Here is a 24,881-nt window from a genome sequence, read left to right as displayed (position 1 = left end):
CCACAGATTTTGGGAACAAGCTTGTGGACAAGCTGAGCATGACTACGCTAAGTCATTGAGCGTACTGCGTTTCGCTCTCACGCCTTCGATGAGTCGCGTGTCCTATCGGTGAGCGCACACCGTGCGAACCGCCGTCCAGGTTTGCGCACTCAACGCGAATCCGAACTCAAAAGGCGCCACCATGATCCAGCAGGTTCAGCATGCCCTCGCCGGTCAGCGGCGCAGCCACGGTGCTTTGCCCCAGCATGTGCGGATCGAGATAGCCGGAAACCTGCAGCGTGTCGGCGGCAAAGCGCATCAGCCGATGCAGTACGATCGGCGCACCGCAGCCCAGCGTGAACACGATGATCGCGAGGTTGCCGCACTGCAAGCCGAGCAGACGCGCGACGCTGACGTTGCTGCCGAAATGCAATTGCGAGCCGAGCGACGTATTGCCCATCACATGACGCGTCAGCGCGGCGACATAGAAGCCGCGGATCAGCATCGTGCCGATCGAGAACAGTGCATAAAACAAAAACAGCGATCCGAGCGCGGCCCGCCAGGGCGCCACACCCGCCCCCGACACGTGGCCGACATGCATCGATGCGAGCGCGCCCTTCAGAAACACCATGAACAGCACCGCAAAAAGAACGACCACGCCGACGAACGTAACGAGGAACAGACCGTAGACGACCCCCGCGCGCCCCTTGAAGCGAAACGCCAGGCTACCGAAGCTGCTCGCGTTGATGCGGCGCTCCGTCAGACGCATCGACGTCCACGGCATCGTCTGGCCAAGCGTGACAACGCACAACAGCGCATACAGCAGCGCGTGCACTCCGTAGCCAAGCGCCGAGCCGGTCATACCGCCGCGAACACCGCACCACTGCGTGCGGCTCAGCCGGTAGCGCTGCGCGCTGAAAAACGCGGCCGCCGCGAACACGACGATCAGCAGATAAAACGCGATGACAGGCAGCGAACCGAGCGCCCCGCTTTTCGTCAGCATGCGCAAGACCACACTCAGCGCCCCAGCCGCGAACGTCGCGCCCAATACGACCACGATCGCGACCAGAAAGCCCTTGAATAGCTCGCCCCCGGTGCCGGTGTACTCGAAGCGCTCGTCCTGAAACCGCATGTGCGACCAGACATAGCGGCGGTTGTTCGTGGTCGCCCAGAAGCGGTAAATGCCGAGCGTCACGATTTGCAGCAAAAGGCTTCTGAAAAAGATGCCGTAGAGGTCGCCGAGCGTGCCGTCGTAGATCAACAGCGGCCGCTTCTCGTCGAGTGAATTCATTGCGTTGCCCTCTTTTCTTCTTCATTTAACGTTTTTTGTGGCCCGCTCACGCATGCTCGTGCGGCACTCATATGCGGCATGCATGGGCGAACGCGACGGGCGACGGTGCTTTCCCGTGCGAAGGTCGGCTCGCGTGGCGCGAGCCCATGCAAAACCTGTCTCTTAGACACGCAGGGAATCACGCAAAACGGAAACCGACCGGCAAACACATAATTACACGGTTTCTTATCTTTATAAATGGCATTTCGCATATAAATCGGCCATTTTCATTACGAAATTTGGCAACGCGCGAATATATTCAATTCGCATAATTTCGAATTACCGCACGCAATAAAGATTTCATTGCGGCGATCATTTGACGGTCCGCTCGCGAGTGCGCACCACCCGCCGTGGTAATCCTCCGGACGTGGCCGAAGCTTGGCACGGCCGACCTGAGGAAGCGGCTTACGCGGACGAAAACGATTGCGTATTGGCACTCAACGCAATTCCACAATTAATAAGGAATGCGGTGAATTCTGCTAAATCGCCACAATTTTTGGCATTGGAATAAAAAACCCGGCTGCACATTAGATGCTAACCGGGTAATTTCCGCATTGCGCGGATTGTATTGATGCATTGCGGGTTTTATTGCCCCTCGAAGTACAGCTCGAGCGCGCGCTTCATTCGATGCACGCCGGTTTCAATCTCATCCACACCCGGCGCGGCAAACGACAGACGCAGCGCCGCCCTATCGACCGAGTCCTTGTAGAACGCGACGCCCGGCACGAACATCACGTTCTGTTCAATGCACATGCGCAGATAGTCGGATGCATCGCGCGCCGCATTAAGACGCGCCCACACGAACATGCCGCCGGCCGGACGATGAAACGCGATGTGCTGTGCGAGATGCGTATCGAGCGCATCGCATAGCGCGCGGCATTTCACCGCATACGCATCGATGATGCGCGGCAGATGACGCTCCAACGCGCCGCTCGCGAGGTACTCGGCCGCAATCACGTGGGTCCACGGCGCGCTGCACAGATCGACCGTCTGCTTGGCGACCACGCAGCGCCGCACGATCTCCCCGTGCGCGACCATCCAGCCGACCCGCAAACCCGGCGCGACGATTTTCGACAGACTCGAAAAATGCACGACCCAGTCGCGCGAACCGGGCACCTGCTCGCTCAACGCGAAAAGCGAAGGCACGGCCGTGCCGCCGAAACGCAGATCACCGTACGGATCGTCTTCGACGATCACGAACCGATAACGCACCGCCAGTTTCAACAATGCGAGTCGACGTTCGAGCGACAACGTCGCGCCAGTCGGATTCGCGAAGGTCGGCACCGTGTACAGCAGCTTGGGAGCGCGACGCAGCGTGCCCGATTCGAGCACTGCGGCGAGCTTCGCGACGTCGAGTCCGTGCTGATCGACGGATACCGTGACGACGTCGGCCTGTTGCAGTTTCAGCGCCTGCAACGTGGCCGGATACGCGGGCTGTTCGACGAGCACGACGTCGCCGGGCGCCACCATCACGCGCAGCAGCAGATCGAAGCCTTGTTGCGAACCGGTCGTCACCAGCAGCTCTGTTGGCGTGCAGGGCGCGCCGCGCCGTGCCATCAGTTGCGCGAGCTGTTCCTTGAGGATAGCGATGCCATCGGTCGGGCCGTATTGCAGACACAGCGTCGGCTGATGCGAGGCGCGCGCGGCCGCGGCATCGAGTCCTTCACGGTCGAACAGATCGCTCGCCGGATAGCCGCCGGCAAACGAGATCATGCCGGGCTGCGCGAGGTATTTGAACAGCTCGCGGATCGGCGAGCCGCTCGGTGCTTCGAATGCGGGATTGAACGAGAACATCATGACGGCCGCCTGCCTTTCGTGTGGTATCGATTCGGATGTCGAAGACGATCGGCGTCGATTGTGGCCATCGGCGGGATCTGCGGCAAACGATATCTATGCACTAGTTATTGCGTTTTCCGCATGCCCCCCCATCGGGCCATACAAGGCGCTGGCTACACCACGTTCTTCTCGATGATCGGCCGGTTTTCAAGCACGCGCACGAAGCTCAGTGAATCGAGGTCGAGCGTCGTATAGCGGCCATGCAGAATCAATTCGCTGATGCCGCGTCCGGTTGCCGGGCCTTGCTGCAAACCGTGGCCGCTGAAGCCATTCGCGAAGATGCAGTTATCGACATCCGGATGATGGCCAATGATCGCGTTCTGATCGAGCACGTTGTATTCGTAATAGCCGGACCAGCAGTTCTGCACGCGCAGCGCCTCGAATTGCGGCACGCGATTCGCGAGCGTCGGCCAGATCACGTCGTCGAATAGCGCGTGATCGACTTCGTCGAGCGGTAGATCGTCCGGGTCGTTATCGGCCGATGGCGACGTGCCGCAGATATACGAATTGCCTTCCGGCCGGAAGTACACGCCGCTCGGATCGATCAGCAGCGGACAGCGTTCGAGCCTCGCCGGCGACGTGACATTGAAGATACTGCGCCGCCGCGCAAAGACGGGCAGGTCGATGCCGATCATTTGCGCGACTTTGCGCGACCACGCGCCGGCCGCGTTGACGACGACGTCGCAAGCATAGGTCTCGCCGTCCGCGGTTCGTACCTGCGTGACGCGGCTGCCGTCGCGATGCAGCGCGGTGACGTCGGCCGCGACATAGCGCGCGCCGAGCGCCTGCGCTTTCTTGCGCAGCGCCTGCACGAGACCGTAGCCGTCGAACCAGCCCTCGCCGCTTTCGCCAAAAGCGCCGGCAACGAGATCGTCGGTATTGAGCCACGGGAAGCGCGTTTGCAAGCCGTGCGTGTCGAGCAGGCTGATGTCCGCGCCGAGGCTTTTTTGCAGCGCGTGATTCTCGCGCAGTGTCGCTTCACCGGCCGATGTCGCGAGGAACAGGTAGCCGCCTTCGTGCAGATCGATCGACGGCCGCGTACCGTCGACTTCGAGCCGCTCGCCGATCGAACGCAGAAACTCGATGCCGAACAGCGACATCTGAATGGAAAGCGGCGTAGAAAATTGCTGCCGGATCGACGCCGCCGACAAGGCCGACGACGAACGCGCATAGCTCGGATCGCGTTCGATCACCGTGACGCCGACCGTCGGATCGGACAGCCGCAAGAAATACGCAATCGAACTGCCGATTACCCCACCGCCGACGATCACGACTTTCGAACTCACGTCTTACCCCACGAGTAACGTGGCCGCTCCGGAACGCCGGGCGGCGCAAACGGATTGCTATCTGCAACGCGCGGCTGTGGCGCGCCTGACGGCGACGTCACGCATGCGCGCGTCAGTCGAGATTGAAGTCGATACCCTGCGCCAGCGGCAGCGCCGACGAGTAGTTCACGGTATTGGTCGCGCGACGCATATACGCCTTCCACGCATCCGAACCGGACTCGCGCCCGCCGCCCGTTTCCTTCTCGCCGCCAAACGCGCCGCCGATCTCCGCGCCGCTCGGTCCGATGTTGACGTTGGCGATGCCGCAGTCGCTGCCCGACGCGGACAGGAAGCGCTCCGCTTCGCGCAGGTCGCTCGTGAACACGCACGACGACAGACCATGATGCGCGGCATTGTTCGCCTCGACCGCATCGGCGAAATCGGCATAGCGCAGCACGTACAGAATCGGCGCGAACGTTTCCTTCAGCACGACCGGCGTCTGCGACGGCATCTCGACGATGGCCGGACGCACGTAGTAGCCGTCCTCATAACCCTTCACTTCGACGCGCTCGCCGCCGAACACCTTGCCGCCCTCGGCCTTCGCCTGCTGCAGCGCTTCCTGCATGCGATCGAACGATTGACGGTCGATCAGCGGCCCCATCAGCGTGCCCTTTTCGAGCGGATTGCCGATCGGCACGCGGCTATACAACTGCTTCAGACGCTCGACGGTCTTTTCGTACACGCTGTCGTGCACGAACAGACGCCGCAGCGTCGTGCAGCGCTGACCGGCCGTGCCGACCGCCGAGAACAGGATGCCGCGCATCGCGAGTTCATGGTCCGCCGTCTGCGCGACGATGCCCGCATTGTTGCCGCCGAGTTCGAGCAGCGAGCGGCCGAAGCGCTTCGCCACCTCGACGCCGACCTTGCGCCCCATTTCCGTGCTGCCCGTCGCGCTGACGATCGACGCGCGCGGATCGGCCACGAGCTTTTCGCCGACGTCGCGGCCGCCGATGATCAGCGCCGCGAGGCCAGCCGGCGCATCGCCGAATTCCTTCAGCGCGTCTTCGAGAATCTTGTTCACCGCGAGCGCCGACAGCGGCGTCTTTTCCGACGGCTTCCAGATCACCGCGTTGCCGCACACCAGCGCGAGCGCCGCATTCCACGACCACACCGCCACCGGGAAGTTGAACGCGGAGATCACGACGCAGGTGCCGAGCGGATGCCACGACTCCGCCATCCGGTGACCCGGGCGCTCGGACGCGATCGTCAAACCGTACAACTGGCGCGACAGACCGACCGCGAAATCGCAGATGTCGATCATTTCCTGCACTTCGCCCATGCCTTCCTGCAGGATCTTGCCTGTCTCCAGCGAAACGAGGCTGCCGAGCGCGTGCTTCTGTTCGCGTAGCCGATTGCCGAGCAGCCGCACCAGCTCGCCGCGGCGCGGGGCCGGCACGTTGCGCCATACGGCGAACGCGTCTTTGGCCCGGGCGAGCGCCGCGTCGACCTCAGCCGCCGTCTGGCTGGCCACACGGCCGATGAGCTCGCCGGTGATTGGCGAATGAACCGCGATATCGCCGGCTTGCGCGGCGTGGGCAATGCCGAGATCGGCGAGGATGGTGGACGCGTCCATGTGAACCCCTTTAATTTCCGATGCGAAACAAGAGTAAGTTCGGAAACTATACACGCGGCTTTGTGTGGCGGCAAGGAGATGCCCGGAGAGTGAAACACCGGTTGACAAAAGGCGGCATTGTTTCCTGAAGGAAACTTCAGTCGGGACTCAGGCGGATGTGCCAAGCCCGCGCGTCGAGCGTCAAGCATCGGTCGCGCCGTCCCCTTCCGCCGCCGCCATCAACCGATCGACCAGCACACGCGCGAACGGCGGCAAGTCCTGCAGACTGCGCACGCAGATCTTCAGCTTACGCTCGGCCCACGGATCGTTCAGGCCGACGATCGCGATCTGCATCGTCTTCCTGTGCCGCAGCGCGACCGATTCCGGCACGATGCCGATTCCGACGCCCGCCTCGATCATCCGGCACGCGGCCTCGAAGTTGCCGACCTGGATGCGAAGCTTGAGACGCGCGCCGAGCGCATCGGCGGCGCTCGTGATGAACGCGTGGATTGCGCTCGACGTCGGCAGGCTGACGAAGTTCGCGTTCAGCACCTGCGAGAAATCGACCGACGCCTGCCTCGCGAACGGATGCTCGCACGACGTCACGAGCACGAGCCGATCGTCGCGATACGGCAGCATCTGCAGATGCTCGGCATGCACATTGCCCGCGACGATGCCGATATCGGTCGCGCTGTCGGCGACGCCCTTGACGATCTCGCCGCTCAGCACCTCGCGCAGATCGATGTTCACGTCCGGGTGATCGCGCAGAAAACGGCTCAGCACGGCCGGCAGGAACTCGCTGATCGCGGTCGTGTTGGCCCAGATGCGCACGTGGCCCTTGATGCCATCGCCGTACTCCTGCATATCGCCGGCCAGATGCGCGACGCGTTCGAGCACGAGCCGCGCGTGATGCACGAAGGACTCGCCCGCGGGTGTCGGCGTCACGCCTTGGCTGGTTCGATAGAGCAGCTTGATGCCGAGCTGCTCCTCGAGATTCTTGACCCGGTTGCTGGCGGCCGGCGCCGACAGGTGCGAGCGCTCCGCCGCACGCGCGAGGTTGCGCGTGTCGGCGATGTGCATGAGCAGGCGTAAATCGACGAAATCGAAGTGCATGATGAAAGCTGCTAGCGAAGCATGAGCAGGACAGACTTTCATCTTAACCAGGTGTGGTGAAAATTTAGCCGGGGAAAGATCCGAATCGACGGCCCCCCTTCATGCGCGTACGGCCTAAGCCGACTCTTGCATCATTTCCGCTTGCGGCATCAGCTCGGCATCGGGCGAGATCTCTTCGAGCGTCTGCTGGCTCGTTTCGATGCGCAGCGCGAGAATCGCGATGCTCAGCAGCAACAGCACGCCACCGACCATCGTCAGCACACCCGTCACGCCGAACTGCGTGTAGAGCAGCAGTGCGACATACGGTGTCGACATCGACGCCGCGCGGCCGCACGTGCCGGCCACGCCGGTGCCGCGCAAGCGATGCGCGGTCGGAAACAGCTCGGGAATATAGCCGAACAGGCCGAGCGTGCAGACCGTGTAGATCGTCGTGACAAGCGCAAAGCCGACGACCGCGATCGGCACCGGCGCACGCATTTGCACGTAGACGAAGCCGAGCACGATCGTTGCCAGCGAGAACAGCACGATGCCGTTGCGCCGCCCGAGGCGGTCCGTCACGAGATAACCGACCACCGCGCCGGCCGGCGCGCCGAACGACATCAGCAGCACGAAGCCGAGCGACTGCACGATGGTCAGGCCTTCCTTGACGAAGAACGTAGGCAGCCACGCGACGAAACCGTACAGCGACATGTTGATCGCCATGCAGGTCAGCGCGGCGACCAGCGTGCGGCCGATCATGCCGCGCGCGAACAGCGCCGAGAACGGCGCGGCCGGCACCTCGTGACTGACCACGCGCGCGACCGGCGGCAGCTTGCCGACGCGCGCCTCGACCTGGCGCTCGATCGCCGCGACGGTGGCCTCCGCCTCTTCGAGCCGGCCAACCGTTTCGAGCCAGCGCGGCGACTCCGGCATCCGATGCCGCAGGAACCACACGATCATCGCGCCGACACCCGCGATCGCGAACATGTAGCGCCAGCCGAGATGCGGAATCACCCAATAGCCGACTGCGGTCGCGCCGAGCAGACCGGAGTTGATGATCAGCGCGAGCAACGCGGTCCAGCGGCCGCGCGTGGCGGGTGGCACGAATTCGCACAGCGTGCCGGCGGCGACCACGAGTTCGGCGCCTAGGCCGATGCCCATAATGAAGCGCAGCAGGATCAGCCAGTAGATGTCCGGCGCGAAGCAGGCGGCGAGCGATGCGAGGCCGAAGATCGCGAGATTGGCCTGATACGAATAGCGCCGGCCGAAGCGGTCGCCGAGATAGCCCGACAGGCCCGCGCCGATCATCATGCCCATGAAGGTCGCGGAGATGAAGAAGGAGCCGAGGCGCAGATCGGTGAAGCCGGTTTTGACCATCGCCGCGAGCGCGCCGTTGGCGAGATAGATGTCGAAGGCGTCGAGGAAAGCGCCTGCGCCGATCAGGCCGAGGATGTTCCAGTGAAAGCGGCTGATCGGCAGGCGGTCGAGGCGTGCGCCGGAGTTGATGGGGGCTGGCAAATTGTGTCTCCTGTCTTTTTAGGCGGTGCACGGGCGAGAGGCTCGCGTGCGCGGAACAGTTCTGCGAGGCTGCCTTCGTTGGATGCGGCGGCTCGGGGCAGAGCGCTGAACGGCCGTAGTTGGATCGCGCGGGCCGTTGGCTTCAAGAGTGCGACAGGCGACGTGGAGTGGGAATTGGGTTTTTTGGAGGTGAGTGTTCCGGTTTGATTAAGGGATGAAGAAGAAGCGATTTGCATACCTGAAAGGCTTCAGTGCATCAGAGTCTGGTACTTCATTTCCAGGAATAAATTCTTCCCAAAAATCGGACTACGGCCTACTCTGTCGATGTACTGCCCCCGGATGTTGGCCGGCCGCACCCATTTGCAAAGCGGCTCGATATCGAGCTTCGGAGCCGGTCGCACCGAATGATTTGCATGTAGACGTGCATGCGGTTCAGGAGAACATGCGGGGCATTCAGGTAAATTCTCGGAGGCAGAATGGTTGATGACTGGTCCTGCACGATGCGGACGATCGTCGACGAAATCGCCGCAAGCGTCGCGATCATCGGACGCGACGAGAGGGGGCAGCTGTTTGTTTCCGCCTGCAACGACCAATTCATGCAAATGACGGGCGGCAAGCGCAACAGCATCAAATCGTTCCCCGCGTCATTCGACACGCTGATTCCCAATTACGCACGAACCGAATTCCGTCAGAAGCTCAGCGAATGCTTTGAATCCGGCGTCGCCCGCGAACTCGAGCAGGCTTATGACCTGAGAGACGGAACCCACTGGTGGCGCCTGTCGTTGAAACCGCTGCGGCACAACAGAGGCGCGAACTCGGTGATCGAAATCATGGTGACGGGTCTCGAGATCACCGCAAAGATGGAGTTGACACACGAGCTCGAAGTCAGCACGTCGCGTTTCCGCTCGGTGGTGGATGCCGCCTATGACGCGATCATTACGATCGACCAGCAGCACTGCATCACTCTGTTCAATCGCGCTGCGGAAAACCTTTTCGGCTATTCGGCCGACGAGATGGTGGGGCACCCCATCACGGAACTGCTGCCCGAGCGCTATCGCGCCAATCACTCCCAGTACGTCCATCAGTTCGCCCGCTCGCCGGTGCGCTCGCGGCAAATGGACGAGCGCAATCGCGTCTATGGCCTGCATCGAGACGGCTCGCTGCTGCCCGTCGAAATCGCGATTTCGAAGATCAACGTGGGCGGCCTGATCGAATTCACCGCCGTGATTCGCGACATCGCCGATCGTGTTCAATTGATGGACCTGCTGCAGAAGCAGGCCGTGACCGACGAGCTGACCGGCCTGCCCAACCGCAGGGAATTCGCCGACACGGTCGAGAACCTGCTGGGGTCGGACAGCAAGCTTTCGATCTTTCTCCTCGATATCGATTACTTCAAGAAGATCAACGACAGTTACGGACACGACATTGGCGACGAAGTGCTGCGCGTGATGGCCAAGGTCGTCATGAACGCGCGATTGGCGCATCGGCGTGTTTGCCCGCTGGGGCGGCGAGGAGTTCGTCGCCGCGCTGCCGGGCCTCGATATCGAACAGGCGACGGGCGTGGCAGAAGACTTGCGCCAGACGATCGAGCAGCAGAACTTCGAGCATCCGTGGCGGCTCGGCAAGCCGATTCCATTTACGGTCAGCATCGGCGTGACCGAGCGCCTGCCTGGTGAGGATGACGTCGGCGCCATCGTCAAGCGCGCGGACCTGGCGCTGTATCGCGCCAAGGACAGAGGGCGGAACCGCGTAGAGGTCGGTTAACGCAGGCCGTTTGAATAGCGGCCGCTCGCTAGTGAGCGTTTGCCAACTCGACGACGAAATCCAGAAAGGCACGCGTCTTCGCCGGAATGTGATGGCGTGACGGGTAGCAGGCGTACAGGGGATAGCGCTCGTCAGGCCAATCGGGAAAGAGATTGATCAGCCGCCCTTCGGCAATCAGTTGCTCGGCACCAAAAAGAAGCATCTGCGCAATACCGGAGCCAGCAAGGCACGCATTCAGTAGCGCGCCAGGATCGTTCACCGTCAATCGCCCGCGCGGTGCAATTACAGTGTGCTTGCGTTTGCGATGGAATTCCCAGGGGAACGGCTTGCCCGTCTCCGGATTACGAAATTCCAGGCATCGGTGACCTGGGCCTTCGAGATCTTCCGGCTTTGCCGGACGCCCACGTCGCGCGATGTACGACGGAGCGGCGACCGTGACCACGGCCGTCTCGAGCAGCTTGCGTGCGACGAGGGAAGATATCCGCGGCTCACCGAACCGCAACGCGAGATCAAAGCCCTCGAGAACCAGATCGCCGAGATGGTCGCGCGCAATGAACTCGATTTCGAGTTCAGGATGCGCGTCCATGAACTGGTCGAGGCGTTGCCCGAGTATCGCCCGGTAACACACCGGATCGAGGTTGACCCGCAACTTTCCTCGCACCGCCGATGCTCCGCCAGCCGCGGCCACGGCGGCTTCCTCCAGCCCTGCGAGGTGCGGCATGACCTGCTCGTAAAAGCGGCGGCCCTCGTCCGTCAGGGATACGGAACGTGTGGTCCGGTTGAAGAGCCGGATCTTCAATCTTTTTTCCAGCCTTGCAATCGCCCGGCTCACACCGGGCGGCGACATTCCAATCACTTCCGACGCAGCGGCGAACGTACCGGCGTCCACTACCGCCGCAAATACGCTAATGCCGCTCGAAAAATTTTCGATCCTCGATTTCATGGTCGCGCGAATCAAAACAGGTGATGAGCCGGCATTATCGCCGGCCCAAGCCCCGTCGCGCCATTTAGCCGGCTGTCTGGTTCTGCGCAGCCACTTTTCTACCGTCGGACCGAATGACGGTGTCGCTGCGATCGGTCCTCGTATTGATGAACCATGCGGAGACCGAAGCCAGCAAGAAGCAGCCGACGAAAAGATGGAACACGACATTGAAGTCGTTATTCGTCGTGGTAAGGATGTAACCGACGATCAGCGGGGAAAGAAATCCTGCCAACTGACCCGCTGCATTGACAAAGCCGATTGCCGATCCGACGACCTTGTTCGGTAGCGCGACGTTCGGGATCGTGTACAACGAACAGCCGGCCATGGTCGAGAAGAAATAGCCGATCGTCTGATAGAACACCGCGGTTTCAGTGGTCTCCGCATGGGCAGTCAGATAGGCAAAGATGGCGGCCACGACGCAGCCGAGGACGACAAGCAGTTCGCGACGATTGCGGAAGAACTTGTCGGAGAGAAAGCCCGTGATGCAATAGGCAATCGTACCGACCAGAAATGGCACCGACGCCATGATGCCCATTTTGGCCGTCGAAAGGCCGCGCGCTTTCAGCAGATACGTCGGGAACCAGCTCATGATGCCCCACGAGGCGATGCTGAATACGAACAAGGTGACAAAGCACCACCAGACCAGCGGCGTTTTCACCAGTCCAGCGAAATCCGCTTTGCCGGCGGAGCCAGACTGAGCCTTTTCGCTGATGCCGATTTCCTCTAATTCGATATTAGAAACGTGCTTGCTATCCTTCGGGCCGTTTCTGATATAGAGCCAGCCGAATATCGCCATCGCGATACCGGGGATGAACAGACTCGTGAAAATCGCGCGCCATCCCCATGCGGCCATCACGGCCGCCACGAACAGCGGAGCCAGAGCGGGTCCCAGCGCATTCGTGGTCATCATCAGCCCGGTCGCCCTGCCCAATTCGCGCTTCGGGAACCATGCCGACAGTGCCTTGAACGCGGCCGGAGGAAACAGCGCCTCGCCGACGCCGAATGCGACCCGCACCACCAGCATCAATCCGAGCGAATTACACAGTCCGGTAAGCGCGGTGAAAATCGTCCACCACGTGATGCCGATCGTGGTCATCAACCGCGGGCCGAATCTGTCTGCAAGCAGGCCGGCCGGAATCTGACATAGCGCGTAGCTGAAGAAGAACGCACTCAGGATTCCTCCCATTTCCATCGCCGACAGATGAAACTCGGACGCAATAAATGGAATAGCTGCTGCCATGATCATTCTGTCCATGTAACAGAGCAGATAGATCGCGAACAGAATCAGCAGCACGAGATAGCGATGTCTCCAACGAAAGCGCATGAGGTCTTCCTTATTATTAAGCGACAGCGGTGAAAGGAAATCCGGGCTCTAGCCGGTCAGTTGGCGATATGAGAACGACCTGAAGTCGGCAGGTTCGCGAAAGCCCAGCATGTCGTTGGCGGTGATACCTGCGAAAGCCCCCGTGAAGCCGATTGGGGTGGCATATTCATCGCTGAGTTTCGTGAAATCCTTTTCCAGTCCGAGGTCCTTCCAGTCACCGTGTGCGACGCGATAAAAGAAGCGCAGTTTCGCATCCACGACGCGAATCCGCAGATCGATCCCGGTGGACTCGGGCAGCGTCGCCAGTCGATTGCTATAGGCAAAGCTGCCGGCATCCATTTCCATGTACGACAGGATTTTCGTGCCGTCGTCGTCGCGCGTGACGAACAGGTAGTAGAAGGTGTTCTCGTCGTAACGCGCCATGAGCCCAGCCATGTGCAGATATGACTTCGGCGAAAATTCCAGCGCCGTTTCGACTTCGAACTGCCAGTCACGGATGCGACAGGCCAGCATGCTTTGATGGAAGCGCGAAGTCGGTGACTCTTGCCCCCTGATTCGCAGATAGCCCGGACGATCGTGAAGATTGCACCAGTCGTCACTGATGGGAATGCGCAGACTCTGCAATTCCAGCGGCAGAGCGGCGCATTGTCCGAAATCGATCGCCCAACTGCTGTCGAGCCTTTGCTCGATCTCCGCGTCGATCGCAAAAGATTCGGCGGGGACCACTCCGCCAGTGGCGAGGCAGGGCCAGCCGTCACGCCATTCGATCGGGGCGATGCAGGTCTCACGTCCTAGCGGCGAGCGCTTCGTTTGTGCATCGATTGGTCTCGATCCGAGGTACGTCATGTACCACTGGCCGTTCGGACCCTCGACCAGATTGCCGTGGCCGGTCCGCTGGATCCGTCCGTTCGCGTCGCGCGACGTGAGCATGGGCGTGTCAGGATGAAGCTCGTATGGACCGAAGATATCGCGGGACCTGGATACGCACGTTGCGTGCGTATAGCCTGTGCCGCCCTCCGCCGTGATCAGGTAGTACCAGTCCCCCTTCTTCAGCAAATGAGGGGCCTCGTATATCTGACATTTCATGAAGTAATCGGTCTTCAGGTTGGCGCCTTTATAGATGACGCGCTCTTCACCGATCAGCTTTTCCTCCTGCACCGAGTATTCCCGCAGAACGATTCCGACGAAAAGATCTTCGTGGATTCCTCTGAAGTCGCGCCGGATATAAGCGAGCCACTTTTTGCCGGATTCGTCGTGGAACAGGGATGGATCGTATCCACCGGACACGAGATGCACGGGCTCCGACCAGGGTCCAGTAATGTCGGGGGCGGTCACGACGTAGTTGTGCATGTCGCGCAGCGGGGAGATCTTCTGCTCGCCTTTCCATGCCTTGGTGTCGGTATAGACGAGCCAATAAAGACCGTCGTGATAGGACAGGGCTGGCGCCCATATGCCTCCGGACGGCTGCTCTCCGATCAGGTTCAATTGCGATAACCTGTCCAGAGGCGTGGCCTTGAGTTCCCAGTTGACGAAGTCTTTCGATTCGTAAATGAGAACGCCCGGATACCATTCAAACGTTGAAACCGCGATATACCACGCATCCTTGCCACGGCATACGCAAGGGTCCGGGTTGAAGCCGCGCAGAACTGGATTTTGAATAGTACTCATCGGGAGGGTATGTCTCTGACGTGCTGAAAGGAATAGATCTTGTTGCTTTTTCGGCGAGCTTTGTTACCGCTAACAATTCAATCTAGCATGCGACCTGCAAACTATTCAAGTGCGATGATGGGAGGGTATTCCCTTGGGTGAGTTCCTTACTGGTACGTCGTCCGAATGACCGGCAGGCAATGTATAGGAATCCTGCTATGAAGGCACGACGAAAGCCGCATTGTCAGAATCTTTCGGAGTGGCCCAAAACTCTCCGCGCCTGCAGGATCACCGGCATGTCGACCATCCTTCCATCCACGGCAACCGCTCCGCCATGGCTCGCCTCGACGGCCGCGAGCACGCGTCGCGCCCACTCCACCTCGGCGTCACTCCATGCATATGCGCGGTGCACCGGCTCGATCTGCTTCGGATGAATGCAAAGCTTGCCGCCGAAACCAAACCGCCGCCCGCGCCGTGCATCGGCTTGCACCGCATCAGCATCGGTAATGGCCGTCGATACGCCATCCACCGGTGCACCGATGCCGGCCAGCCTCGACGCAAGCACGATCTGCGAGCGAAACAGATGCAACTCCTCGCCATCCCCATCGATGCCGAGATCGACCTGAAAATCCAGCGTCCCGAACACGATACGCGGCACGCGCGGCGTGCCACATAGCTCCGCAAGATTCGCGAACCCGCGCGCAGTCTCGACAATCGGCAGTACGCTCAACGCCGGATGCGCGTTCGCCAGCACCGCGCAGATCTGTTCGCGCGTCTCAGCCTTCGGCAGCACAATTCCGGCGACACCGCTCTGACCAACGAGCGCCGCAACGTCATCTGGAAACCAGGGCGTATCCGAGCCATTGATACGCACCCACACGGCCCCCGATGCGTTAGCCGATACCGCGGCCACCACCGCCGCACGCGCCGGCACTTTCTGATCCGGCTGCACCGCGTCTTCCAGATCGAGAATCACCGCATCCGCGCCGGCCGCATAGGCCTTGTGAAACCGCTCAGGCCGATTCCCAGGCACGAAAAGATATGACCGGGGCAGCGCGCTCATGCCGCCACCATCGTGCGCGGGGCTGAATCGAATACCGGGCCCATCTGCGCCACTTCGGCAACACGCCACGCGCGGCGAAGCAGTTGCGCCGCCTCCTCCTCACTAGCCGCACCCGAGAATGCCGCCAGCCGATGCAGCTTCGTCGCAATCTCCTCGCGCGACAACGTGTTCCCTGGATCGCCCTTCGGCTCATCGACACGCCCGTCGAAAACACGGCCGTCGGCAGTGGTCACCGTGACCTTGCCTATCCAGCGCGCGGGATACGAGGCGTCGACTTCAGCGTCGAGCGTCATCGTGACCTTGTCGCGAAACGCAACGATCTCGCTCGCGTCGAAATCCTGCTCGAATTCGGTCACGCCCGCATAGCCGTGATGCGCGACGAGTCCGAGCACCGTACCCATGTTGAACTTGGCCTGATGCACGGTACGCGGCGCGATCACGGGACCGAGCACATCGATCGCGCCTTGATGCACGTGCGCGACGACCGTCGCGATGTCGCGCGGCGCGAGACGATGCGCCCGCACCACGGCGAGCAGCGCATCGGCGGCCGGATGCGTATGGCGGCACGCCGCGTGATATTTGAACGACGTCTCCGCGGTCGCCCAGCGGCTGCCGAGCCGATCGACGAGCCGAGCCGGATCGGCATCGCTCGACATGCCCGCGGCCATGCCTTGCGCGCCTTCGAGGATATGCGTCGCTCCTTTGAAGCCGTCGGCGGCGAGTTGCGCGGCCATCAGGCCGTTCGCGGCAGCCATCGCGGTATGCAGTTGTTTCGAGTCGGCGGCGTCGCGCAGAAATTCCCACAAGCCGCTCGCCTGTGTGCCTGCCGAGCCGAACGCATCGAGCATCTGCGATGGCGACAAACCGAGCAAACGTCCTGCAGTTGCGGCCGCCGCGACCGTGCCGACCGTGCCCGTGGTGTGAAACACCTTGTAGTGCGAGCGCCCGAGAAATTCGCCGATGCGAATACCAATCTCGTATCCCGCCACGGCCGCCGCGATGAAGTCGCGCCCCGGCGCTTGCCTTGCCTGTGCCAACGCGAGCGCAACCGGAAACACCACGGTCGCGGGATGAAACACCGAGCCATTGTGCACGTCGTCCTGTTCGGCGAAATGCGATGCGGCGCCGTTGATCATCGCGGCGAAATACGGCGTGGTGCGGCTGCGATCGATCAGCACCTCGCAGAGGCCCTCGTTAGTCGCACCAGCTGCCGCACGCGCAAACCGAGCGATCGTCTCGACGGGGCGAGCGCCTTTGCCGGCCAGCGCCGAGCCGAGCCAATCGACGTACAGGTTGACGGTCCGCTCGACGACCTCATGCGGGATGCTGTCAAAGTCGAGTTGCGCGGCGAAAGTGGCGAGCGTGAGACTGGGATGGTCGGTCATGAGTGTCGTGCGCCGTGTGATGCCAGGTTGTATCGGGTTCGTTCGGAATACCGGCTTGTCATCCCGCATCACATGCGTGCGGGCGCGAAGCGAAATAGGCTTACGGAATCAAATCGTGCCGGCCGCGCGCAGCGCGTCGATACGAGCTTTGCCGTAGCCAAGCTCACGCAGAATCGATTCGGTATGTTGACCAATTGTGGGAACGGGGTCCATCCGAGGCTCGATGTCGGAAGGCAAACCCGGAGGCCGCAATGCCGGTATCGTGCCGGCTGCCGTGCCGACTTCCTGCCAGCGCTCGCGTGCCTTCAATTGCGGATGCGCCCACACGTCCGCGAGCGTATTCATCTGCGCGTTCGCTATACCTGCCTGATCGAGTCGCTCGATCACCTGCGCGGCGCTCAGCTTCGCGAACGCCGCCACTATCAACTCGCGCAACGCCTCGCGCGCCGCAGTGCGCTTCGAGTTCGATGCGAAGCGTTCGTCGGTTGTTAGCTCAGGCAGTTCGAGCACGCGATCGCAGAACAGCTTCCATTCGCGTTCGTTCTGCAGGCCGAGCATGACCGTCTTGCCGTCGCCAGCGGGAAACGGTCCGTACGGATAGATCGTTGCATGCGCGGCGCCCGCGAGCGCGGGCTGCGGCTGACCGTCGATCGCGTAGTACAGCGGATAACCCATCCACTCGACCATGCTTTCGAGCATCGACACGTCGATTCGGCAACCGCGCCCCATGCGTCCCCGCTGCAACAGCGCGCTCAGGATGTTCGAATATGCGTACATGCCCGCCGCGATATCAGCGATCGAGCAGCCCGCCTTCGCTGGCGCGCCAGGAGAGCCGGTGATCGATAAAAAGCCAGACTCGCTTTGAATCAGCAGGTCGTACGCCTTCTTGTCGCGATACGGACCGTCCGCGCCATAGCCGGAAATATCGCAGACGATCAGCTTCGGATACTTCTGGCTCAGCGTGTCGTAGCCGAGGCCGAGCCGTTCCGCCGCACCCGGTGCGAGGTTCTGCACGAGCACGTCTGCATCGGCAACCAAGGCATCGAGAATCTCCGCCGCCGCGGGCTGCTTCAGGTCGAGCGAAAGGCTTTCTTTCGAGCGATTGGTCCACACGAAGTGCGACGACAGTCCATGCACGCGTTCGTCATAGCCGCGCGCGAAGTCGCCGACGCCGGGCCGTTCGATCTTGATCACGCGCGCGCCGAGATCGGCCAGTTGACGCGTGCAGAACGGCGCGGCGATCGCGTGTTCGAGCGTGATGACCTTGATACCGTCGAGTGGTCTCATGATGTCCGCCAGCGGGTCAGAACGAACGCGGCAGCCCGAGAATATGCTCGGCCACGTACGAGAGAATCAGATTGGTTGAAATCGGCGCGACCTGATACAGACGCGTTTCGCGAAACTTGCGCTCGACGTCGTATTCGCACGCGAAGCCGAAACCGCCGTGAAATTGCAGGCAGGCATTGGCCGCTTCCCACGACGCGTCCGCAGCGAGCAGCTTCGCCATGTTCGCTTGCGCGCCGCACGGTTGCTGCGCGTCGAAACGACGTGCCGCTTCGAAGCGCATCAGGCTCGCTGCCTCGACGTTGATGAACGAACGCGCGATCGGAAACTGCACGCCCTGGTTCTGTCCGATCGGCCTGCCAAACACGACGCGCTCCTTCGCGTACTCGGTGACTTTATCGACGAACCAGTAACCGTCGCCGATGCACTCCGCGGCGATCAGCGTGCGCTCCGCGTTGAGGCCGTCGAGAATGTATTTGAAGCCTTGCCCGTCCTCGCCGATCAGATTCTCGGCCGGGATTTCGAGGTTGTCGAAAAAGAGTTCGTTGGTCTCGTGATTGACCATGTTCAAAATCGGCTGCACGGTCAGGCCATGCCCGATCGCTTCGCGCAGATCGACGATGAAGATCGACATGCCCTCCGATTTCTTCTTCACGTCCGCGAGCGGCGTAGTGCGCGCGAGCAGGATCATCAGATCCGAGTGCTGCACGCGCGAAATCCACACCTTCTGGCCGTTGATCACGTAACGGTCACCGCGCCGCTCAGCGATAGTCTTGATCTTCGTCGTATCGGTGCCGGTGCTCGGCTCGGTCACGCCCATCGATTGCAAACGCAGGTCGCCGTTCGCGATCTTCGGCAGATACTTGCGCTTCTGTTCTTCCGAACCGTGCCGCAGCAACGTGCCCATGTTGTACATCTGTCCGTGGCATGCGCCCGAGTTGCCGCCCGCGCGATTGATCTCTTCCATGATCACCGACGCTTCCGTGAGCCCGAGCCCCGAGCCGCCGAAGTCCTGCGGAATCAGCGCGGCGAGCCAGCCGGCCTTCGTCAGCGCGTCGACGAACTCTTCCGGATAGCCGCGCGACTCGTCGATCTTGCGAAAGTACTCGCCGGAAAACTGCTGACACAGATCGCGCACGGCCTCTCGAATGTCCTGGAACGAATCGTGTTGCGTGGTTTGCATAGTCGAGTCTCGTGGAATTCAGGCGAGCGCGGCGGTCGCGCGCATGGTCAGATAACCTTCCTGGTCCTTCGCCCACAAGTCGATGGTCTTGCCGTCGGCGGCGGGCTTGCCGCATACCGTGAACGGCTGATCCGCGAAGGTCGGGCGAAGCGCGCGAAACGCGAAGCTTTGCAGCGTCGCTTGCGGCAGTTCGCGGCGCACGAGATCGACGAGCAGCGTCGCGATCAGCGGGCCATGCACGACGAGGCCCGGATAGCCTTCGACTTGCGTCACATAGGGATGGTCGTAGTGAATGCGATGGCCGTTGAAAGTCAGCGCCGAGTAGCGGAACAGCATCACGGCATCGGCGTCGATCGTGCGGCTCCACGTTTCTCCTTCGGGCGCGGGCGCCGGCTGTTGCGGCCGCGCCCCTTCGTGCGGCGCGTCGCGATAGACAATGTCGTGCTCCTCTTCGAGCTTCAACTCGCCATCGACTTCGATCGTATGTTGCACGGTGACGAATACGAGGCGGCCCGAGCGGCCGGTCTTGTCCTCGATATTGGCGATCGTCGAAGTTCGCCGCGCATGCTCACCGATCTTCAGCGGCGCATGAAACGTGAGCCGGCCACCAGCCCACATGCGGCGCGGCAATGGCACGGGTGGAAGAAAACCACCACGCTTCGGATGTCCATCGGGACCGACTTCGGATAGCGGCGCGACCGGAAGAAAGTACAGCCAGTGCCACAACGGCGGCACGGTGTCGCCGCTTTCCTCGCGATCGAGCGTGGCGGCGAGTGCGGCTAACGGAAACGCGGTGATGTCGTCTTCGGCCACCGCCTCCTTGTTGAGCCAATCGTCGAGCTTCTGTGGGGCAGCGGACATGGCGGAGTCTCCTGGTTTAGTGTGTTGGTCCTCGTTAGGGCCCACTATGACCGACGCGCTGTGTGCCGCGAAGTTCGATTTTCCGAAGCGGGCCTTTGGCTTTGGTTAAGACGTTAGGCGCGGCGCGCGGCACTGACAATCTGTTTTCAGCGCGATCAGAGATTCGACGCGGCCCGACCTTATTGCTTTACCGAACTGCAACGGTGCTCCTTCACCTGCTCGCTTATTTGAGCCCGAGCCGTTTGGCCAGCCGATTCAGATTCGCGCGGTCCAGCCCCAGCTCGCGCGCGACCGCCGCCCAGTTTTGCCTGTTGCGGATCAGCGCTTCGAGAACGAGATTGCGTTCGAACTCGGTGACCGCACTGCGAAAGTCTTTCGTCTCGCTTTGCTCGCTCTGCGTGGCCGTTTGATTGGCTTCCTGATTCTGTGCGTCGGACAACGCGAAGTCCGCGGCCGTCAACGTCAGAATACGGCGACGCTCACGACTGGCCGCCAACGCCTTCAGCGCACTGCGTCCGATCAGATGCTCCAGTTCGCGCACATTGCCCGGCCATGAGTAGTGCAGCAACGCGGCCTGTGCGTCAGCCGCAAGACGCAGACTCAGCAAACCGAGCCGCGAGCGATTGTCTTCGAGGAAGAAGCCCGCCAGCAGTAGCACGTCGCGGCCACGTTCACGCAACGGCGGCACGCGCAGCGGATACACGCTGAGGCGATGATAGAGATCGGCGCGGAAGCGGCCCGCGCGCACTTCTTCAGCGAGATCGCGATTGGTTGCGGCGATCAGCCGCACGTCGACTCTGTGCTCGTGGTCCGAGCCGATGCGCTGCAACTGTCCGTTCTGCAGGACGCGCAACAGCTTCGCCTGCACCGCGAGCGGCAACTCACCGACCTCGTCGAGGAAAATGGTGCCGCCGTCGGCGAGTTCGAACTTGCCGCGCCGATCCGCCGACGCTCCCGAAAACGCGCCGCGCACGTGGCCGAATAGTTCGCTCTCGACGAGCGTATCGGGCAATGCCGCACAGTTCAGGCTGATCAGCGGCTTGTTCGCGCGCGGCGACAGCGCGTGGATCGCGTTCGCGACCAGCTCCTTGCCGACACCGGTCTCCCCGGTGACGAGCACGGTCAGATCGCTGGCGGCGACCACCTCGATCTCCTCCACCATCCGGCGATGCGCCTCGCTGCTGCCGATCAGCTCGCGCCGGCTCTCGCTGCTCGCCAGCCGATAAGCTTCCGCGCGACGCTGCGCCTCTTCGCCATTGCGCGCCAACGCGTCGATGCGTTCGACGACGCTGACGGTCGCAGCCGCGAGGCCGAGAAATGCTTGCAGCGAAGCCATGTCGAGCGTGTTGAAGCGCGCCGGGTCGAGTGCGTCGAGCGTGAGCAACCCCCAAGGCTCGCCGCGGATGAACAGCGGACAACCCAGACAGTCGTGCACTTCGAGATGCCCGGCTGCCATGCCTTGCACGAGGCCATCGTAGGGATCGGGTAGTTCGGAGTCAGCCGCGAAGCGCGTCGGCCCTGGCTGGGCCAGCAACTCCTGAAAGCGCGGGTGCTCGGCGACGCGAAAACGCCGCCCGAGCGTATCGCTGCTCAAGCCGTCGATCGCCAGCGGCACCAGCGTATCGCCTTCCAGGCGTAGCAATGCGGCCGCGTCGCCAGGAAACAGCGAGCGCAGCGCGCTGAGCAGCCGCCGATAACGCTCGCGCTCGGACAACTCGCGCGACAGGTCGAGAATCAGTGGGGTAAGAACGTCGAGGACTGCCTCGGTAGTCAGTTCGACTGCGGGTTGAGTCTTTTCGACTAGGGTCGAATGAACCATCCTATTTGCTAGACCGTTGATCTACATACATTTTATACCTGGCACGGTTCGTGGATAGTAGAGGCAGTCTGCCGAAACCGGCTGTGACACTCGCTGATAGACAGACGCTCACACAGACTCTCATCAGGACTTGAAAATATGCTATCCGTCGAACACCGCGCCATTATCACAGCAACCGTGCCGCTCCTGGAAAGCGGCGGCGAGGCGCTCACCACGCACTTCTACCGCGTGATGCTTAGCGAGCACCCGGAAGTGCGCCCGATCTTCAATCAATCCCACCAGGCGAGCGGCTCGCAGGCGCGCGCTCTGGCCAACGGCGTCGTGATGTACGCACGCCATATCGATCAGCTCGAACAACTGGGCGGGCTCGTCGCGCAGGTCATCAACAAGCACGTGTCGCTGAACGTGCAGCCTGAGCACTATCCGATCGTCGGCAAGTGCCTGCTGCGCGCGATTCGTGAAGTACTCGGCGCGGACGTCGCAACCGACGCCGTGATCGAAGCGTGGGCCGCCGCGTATCAGCAACTCGCGGATCTGTTGATCGGACTCGAAGAGAAGATCTACGCCGAAAGCGCGGCAGCGCCCGGCGGCTGGCGCGGCACGCGGCTGTTCCGCCTCGCGCGCAAAGTGCGTGAAAGCGACGAGATCACGTCGTTCTATCTGCGTCCCGATGACGGCGGCGAATTGCTCGCATTCAAGCCGGGGCAGTACATTGGCGTGCGGCTGGTGATCGACGGCGAAGAAGTGCGTCGCAATTATTCGCTGTCAGCAATGAGCGATGGTCGCGAATATCGCATCAGCGTGAAACGCGAACCGAATGGAACCGTGTCGACGTATCTGCACGAGCAGATGAAGGTAAACGACCCGCTCGAACTGTTCGCGCCGGCCGGCGAATTTACGCTGCAACCTGGCGACAAACCGTTGGTGCTGATCAGTGGCGGCGTCGGGATCACGCCGACGATGGCGATGCTGCAAGCCGCGCTGAAGACCAATCGTCCGGTGCATTTCATTCACGCGGCCCGTCATGGTGGCGTGCATGCTTTCCGCGGCGCGATCGATGCATTGGCCGCGCGCCATCCGCAACTGAAGCGCTTCTATTGCTACGAGCAGCGCCGTGACGGCGATGCCGACGCGCACGCGGTCGGTTACGTCGACGAAGCGAATCTGAAGAAGTGGCTGCCGGAAACGCGCGACGTCGACGTGTATTTCCTCGGGCCCATCGCGTTCATGAAGGCGATCAAGAAATGCCTGAAGGCGATCGGCGTGCCGGAATCGCAGAGCCGTTATGAGTTTTTTGGGCCGGCTGCCGCGCTCGAATAACGCACTCGGCTAATCGACGAGTACTTGCCCGCTTCGAATCGTTGCAAAGCGTATTCGAAGACGGGCATCTTCTGGTTTCAATTACGCCGGTGGGTTTGGCCTTGTAAGAAGCGGGCCAAGTCTGCTGCGCGTTCAGCGCTCCCTTCTGCGGCGAAATGCCCACCAGCCAGTCAGCCCGGTAAAACCGGCGACCAGCAGCACCATCACCCAAAATCCATGCTTGTTCTCGGCGAGCGGAATGCCACCGACGTTCATGCCGAAGAAACCGGCAATGATATTGATTGGCATCGCCAGCACCGTGACGAGCGTCAGCGTGAATAGCGTGCGGTTGTTCTGCTCCTCGAGTCGCGAGGTGATTTCTTCCTGCAGCAATCTAACCCGCTCGATCAATCCGGCCACGTCCGAAAGCACGACCGAGAACTCCTCCGTCGATTCACGCAGGTCCTGCACGTCTTCCACGTGAAGCCAGCGAGGCGGCCTCGCCAGCAAGCGGAAAATCGCGCCCGGTTCGGGTGCCAGCATCCGCTGCAGACGTGTCAGCGTGCGACGCATCGCGCCGAGGTCGAGGCGGTTTTGCGTCGGCCGTTGCGACACGAAGCGGTCCTCAATTCGATCGACGTCGGCGCTGGTTCGGCGGACGATCTGCACGAGCAGGTCGGCCTGGTCGCGCATCAGATGAACGAGCAGCTCGGCAGGTGACCTGAATACTTCCCCTTGCCGTACCGACGCGCGCAAACGGTCCACCGAGCGCAGCGGCTTCAGCCGCGCGGTTACGATGAGCCGCTTGGTTGCGTAGATCCACAGCGTCGCGATTTCGGACGGGATGAACTCGAGGTTGAACATGACGTCGTTCACGACTGCGCGCAGTGCGCCGTCCGCATGTTCGATCCGCGTCGAATGCGAGCCTTCGCGCAAGGCGTCGAAAAACGCTTCGGGCAGATCGAGTTGCGTGCGCATCCAGCGCTCGCTCGCGCTATGCGCGAGATTGAAGTGAAGCCACAGAAACTCGCCAGCGTCCCTTACGGTAGTGTCGGCATCGTCCTCACGCTCGCGGAACCAGTCGATGACTTCGTCCGCGTCGATCGGCCGTCCGGCAAGCGTCGGCAAAAACCGGAAACCGCAGACCATACCCGACGAATCCGCGCCGTAGGTTTGCAATGCCAGATCTGATTTCATAGGGCGTTCAATGCCAGCGCTTCCGAAAGGAATACATGAGCATAGCGCGAACGATTGAAAGAGAGTTGACGCGCGCAGTTTCCGGCGTCGTATTGTCGAATTGAGGCGGCTGGCGTGTCACGGAAACGTCATCTCTGACGATTTCGGCCGCGTAAACGCAAAAACCCCACCGCTGGGGGTGGGGTTTCTGGCTTGTGGGGGAGCCTGACGATTACCTACTTTCACACGGGCAATCCGCACTATCATCGGCGTGGAGTCGTTTCACGGTCCTGTTCGGGATGGGAAGGGGTGGGACCGACTCGCTATGGTCATCAGGCATGACGGGTTGCTGCGTCGCTGTCAGGTTGGGGTCAACCTGGCGCCACAGCCAATCGGGAAGAAGCGTAAAGGATTCGTGTGTGGGTTGTGTTGTTTCTGGCGCAACACTGATCTCTCAACCGT

At 61.6% G+C, this 24,881-nt stretch carries 17 protein-coding genes, 1 rRNA gene and 1 pseudogene; 2 read left to right on the top strand and 17 right to left on the bottom strand.

Features of this window, described 5'->3' with window-relative positions:
* Nucleotides 1–166: 166 nt before the first annotated feature.
* The 6 genes from QFZ94_RS10050 to QFZ94_RS10025 form a co-directional block, all read right to left on the bottom strand.
* Nucleotides 167–1,270, bottom strand: coding sequence for a YjgN family protein (locus tag QFZ94_RS10050; RefSeq protein WP_429456578.1), 1,104 nt, complete (start codon nucleotides 1,268–1,270; stop codon nucleotides 167–169).
* Nucleotides 1,271–1,894: 624 nt separating this feature from the next.
* Complete coding sequence (locus tag QFZ94_RS10045) at nucleotides 1,895–3,103, bottom strand: PLP-dependent aminotransferase family protein (RefSeq protein ID WP_429457751.1); 1,209 nt, start codon at nucleotides 3,101–3,103, stop codon at nucleotides 1,895–1,897.
* Nucleotides 3,104–3,258: 155 nt separating this feature from the next.
* Complete coding sequence (locus QFZ94_RS10040; protein WP_429456576.1) at nucleotides 3,259–4,431, bottom strand: NAD(P)/FAD-dependent oxidoreductase; 1,173 nt, start codon at nucleotides 4,429–4,431, stop codon at nucleotides 3,259–3,261.
* Between the two features lie 112 nt (nucleotides 4,432–4,543).
* Nucleotides 4,544–6,043 carry an L-piperidine-6-carboxylate dehydrogenase gene (gene amaB / locus QFZ94_RS10035; RefSeq protein WP_429456574.1) on the bottom strand — a complete coding sequence of 500 codons (1,500 nt, stop codon included), beginning with the start codon at nucleotides 6,041–6,043 and terminating at the stop codon, nucleotides 4,544–4,546.
* A gap of 180 nt (nucleotides 6,044–6,223) precedes the next feature.
* Nucleotides 6,224–7,135, bottom strand: coding sequence for a LysR family transcriptional regulator (locus QFZ94_RS10030; protein WP_429456572.1), 912 nt, complete (start codon nucleotides 7,133–7,135; stop codon nucleotides 6,224–6,226).
* Between the two features lie 114 nt (nucleotides 7,136–7,249).
* On the bottom strand, nucleotides 7,250–8,632 hold the full coding sequence (locus QFZ94_RS10025; RefSeq protein ID WP_429456570.1) for an MFS transporter: 1,383 nt from the start codon (nucleotides 8,630–8,632) through the stop codon (nucleotides 7,250–7,252).
* A 476-nt stretch (nucleotides 8,633–9,108) separates the two neighbouring features.
* Between QFZ94_RS10025 and QFZ94_RS10020 the strand changes: the two are divergent.
* Nucleotides 9,109–10,396: pseudogene (locus QFZ94_RS10020) on the top strand (sensor domain-containing diguanylate cyclase).
* A 28-nt stretch (nucleotides 10,397–10,424) separates the two neighbouring features.
* Here QFZ94_RS10020 and QFZ94_RS10015 read toward each other — a convergent pair.
* The 9 genes from QFZ94_RS10015 to norR all read right to left on the bottom strand — a co-directional run bounded on the left by QFZ94_RS10015 (nucleotide 10,425) and on the right by norR (nucleotide 21,944).
* Nucleotides 10,425–11,339: a LysR family transcriptional regulator gene (locus QFZ94_RS10015; RefSeq protein ID WP_429457749.1), complete on the bottom strand. Its 915-nt coding sequence runs from the start codon at nucleotides 11,337–11,339 to the stop codon at nucleotides 10,425–10,427.
* 64 nt (nucleotides 11,340–11,403) lie between these two features.
* The gene (locus QFZ94_RS10010; RefSeq protein WP_429456568.1) at nucleotides 11,404–12,702 is read right to left on the bottom strand and encodes an MFS transporter; all 1,299 of its coding nucleotides are present in this window, start codon (nucleotides 12,700–12,702) and stop codon (nucleotides 11,404–11,406) included.
* 48 nt (nucleotides 12,703–12,750) lie between these two features.
* On the bottom strand, nucleotides 12,751–14,370 hold the full coding sequence (locus tag QFZ94_RS10005; protein WP_429456566.1) for a glycoside hydrolase family 43 protein: 1,620 nt from the start codon (nucleotides 14,368–14,370) through the stop codon (nucleotides 12,751–12,753).
* 223 nt (nucleotides 14,371–14,593) lie between these two features.
* Nucleotides 14,594–15,412 carry an HpcH/HpaI aldolase/citrate lyase family protein gene (locus QFZ94_RS10000; protein WP_429456564.1) on the bottom strand — a complete coding sequence of 273 codons (819 nt, stop codon included), beginning with the start codon at nucleotides 15,410–15,412 and terminating at the stop codon, nucleotides 14,594–14,596.
* Nucleotides 15,409–16,797 (bottom strand): MmgE/PrpD family protein, encoded by a 1,389-nt coding sequence (locus QFZ94_RS09995; RefSeq protein ID WP_429456562.1) that lies wholly within the window; start codon nucleotides 16,795–16,797, stop codon nucleotides 15,409–15,411. The genes QFZ94_RS10000 and QFZ94_RS09995 overlap by 4 nt, the downstream gene beginning before the upstream one ends.
* A 108-nt stretch (nucleotides 16,798–16,905) precedes the next feature.
* On the bottom strand, nucleotides 16,906–18,084 hold the full coding sequence (locus QFZ94_RS09990; protein ID WP_429456560.1) for a CaiB/BaiF CoA transferase family protein: 1,179 nt from the start codon (nucleotides 18,082–18,084) through the stop codon (nucleotides 16,906–16,908).
* Between the two features lie 16 nt (nucleotides 18,085–18,100).
* A complete protein-coding gene (locus tag QFZ94_RS09985) occupies nucleotides 18,101–19,264 on the bottom strand; it encodes an acyl-CoA dehydrogenase family protein (protein WP_429456558.1) in 1,164 nt (387 codons plus the stop codon).
* 18 nt (nucleotides 19,265–19,282) lie between these two features.
* On the bottom strand, nucleotides 19,283–20,125 hold the full coding sequence (locus tag QFZ94_RS09980; RefSeq protein WP_410852589.1) for an FAS1-like dehydratase domain-containing protein: 843 nt from the start codon (nucleotides 20,123–20,125) through the stop codon (nucleotides 19,283–19,285).
* Between the two features lie 223 nt (nucleotides 20,126–20,348).
* Nucleotides 20,349–21,944, bottom strand: coding sequence for a nitric oxide reductase transcriptional regulator NorR (norR, locus tag QFZ94_RS09975; RefSeq protein ID WP_429456556.1), 1,596 nt, complete (start codon nucleotides 21,942–21,944; stop codon nucleotides 20,349–20,351).
* Nucleotides 21,945–22,082: 138 nt separating this feature from the next.
* On the opposite strand from norR, the gene hmpA reads away from it, so the two are divergent.
* Nucleotides 22,083–23,264, top strand: coding sequence for an NO-inducible flavohemoprotein (hmpA, locus tag QFZ94_RS09970; RefSeq protein WP_429456554.1), 1,182 nt, complete (start codon nucleotides 22,083–22,085; stop codon nucleotides 23,262–23,264).
* A 132-nt stretch (nucleotides 23,265–23,396) separates the two neighbouring features.
* On the opposite strand, the gene QFZ94_RS09965 is transcribed toward hmpA, so the two are convergent.
* Nucleotides 23,397–24,440, bottom strand: coding sequence for a transporter (locus QFZ94_RS09965; protein ID WP_429456552.1), 1,044 nt, complete (start codon nucleotides 24,438–24,440; stop codon nucleotides 23,397–23,399).
* A gap of 202 nt (nucleotides 24,441–24,642) precedes the next feature.
* A 5S ribosomal RNA gene (gene rrf / locus QFZ94_RS09960) occupies nucleotides 24,643–24,756 on the bottom strand.
* Nucleotides 24,757–24,881 lie beyond the last annotated feature (125 nt).

The organism is Paraburkholderia sp. JPY465, from assembly GCF_050436725.1.
GTDB lineage: Bacteria > Pseudomonadota > Gammaproteobacteria > Burkholderiales > Burkholderiaceae > Paraburkholderia > Paraburkholderia youngii.
This window is presented reverse-complemented; position numbering and strand designations above follow the sequence as displayed.

Excerpts from the sequence above, each read along its gene's own strand:
- QFZ94_RS09990 (WP_429456560.1), bottom strand. The coding sequence starts at position 18,084 with ATGAGACCACTCGACGGTATCAAGGTCATCACGCTCGAACACGCGATC.
- QFZ94_RS09980 (WP_410852589.1), bottom strand. The coding sequence starts at position 20,125 with ATGTCCGCTGCCCCACAGAAGCTCGACGATTGGCTCAACAAGGAGGCG.
- QFZ94_RS09995 (WP_429456562.1), bottom strand. The coding sequence starts at position 16,797 with ATGACCGACCATCCCAGTCTCACGCTCGCCACTTTCGCCGCGCAACTC.
- QFZ94_RS09965 (WP_429456552.1), bottom strand. The coding sequence starts at position 24,440 with ATGAAATCAGATCTGGCATTGCAAACCTACGGCGCGGATTCGTCGGGT.
- QFZ94_RS10030 (WP_429456572.1), bottom strand. The coding sequence starts at position 7,135 with ATGCACTTCGATTTCGTCGATTTACGCCTGCTCATGCACATCGCCGAC.
- norR (WP_429456556.1), bottom strand. The coding sequence starts at position 21,944 with ATGGTTCATTCGACCCTAGTCGAAAAGACTCAACCCGCAGTCGAACTG.
- QFZ94_RS10015 (WP_429457749.1), bottom strand. The coding sequence starts at position 11,339 with ATGAAATCGAGGATCGAAAATTTTTCGAGCGGCATTAGCGTATTTGCG.
- QFZ94_RS10010 (WP_429456568.1), bottom strand. The coding sequence starts at position 12,702 with ATGCGCTTTCGTTGGAGACATCGCTATCTCGTGCTGCTGATTCTGTTC.
- QFZ94_RS10045 (WP_429457751.1), bottom strand. The coding sequence starts at position 3,103 with ATGTTCTCGTTCAATCCCGCATTCGAAGCACCGAGCGGCTCGCCGATC.
- QFZ94_RS10050 (WP_429456578.1), bottom strand. The coding sequence starts at position 1,270 with ATGAATTCACTCGACGAGAAGCGGCCGCTGTTGATCTACGACGGCACG.
- QFZ94_RS10000 (WP_429456564.1), bottom strand. The coding sequence starts at position 15,412 with ATGAGCGCGCTGCCCCGGTCATATCTTTTCGTGCCTGGGAATCGGCCT.
- hmpA (WP_429456554.1), top strand. The coding sequence starts at position 22,083 with ATGCTATCCGTCGAACACCGCGCCATTATCACAGCAACCGTGCCGCTC.
- QFZ94_RS09985 (WP_429456558.1), bottom strand. The coding sequence starts at position 19,264 with ATGCAAACCACGCAACACGATTCGTTCCAGGACATTCGAGAGGCCGTG.
- QFZ94_RS10005 (WP_429456566.1), bottom strand. The coding sequence starts at position 14,370 with ATGAGTACTATTCAAAATCCAGTTCTGCGCGGCTTCAACCCGGACCCT.
- amaB (WP_429456574.1), bottom strand. The coding sequence starts at position 6,043 with ATGGACGCGTCCACCATCCTCGCCGATCTCGGCATTGCCCACGCCGCG.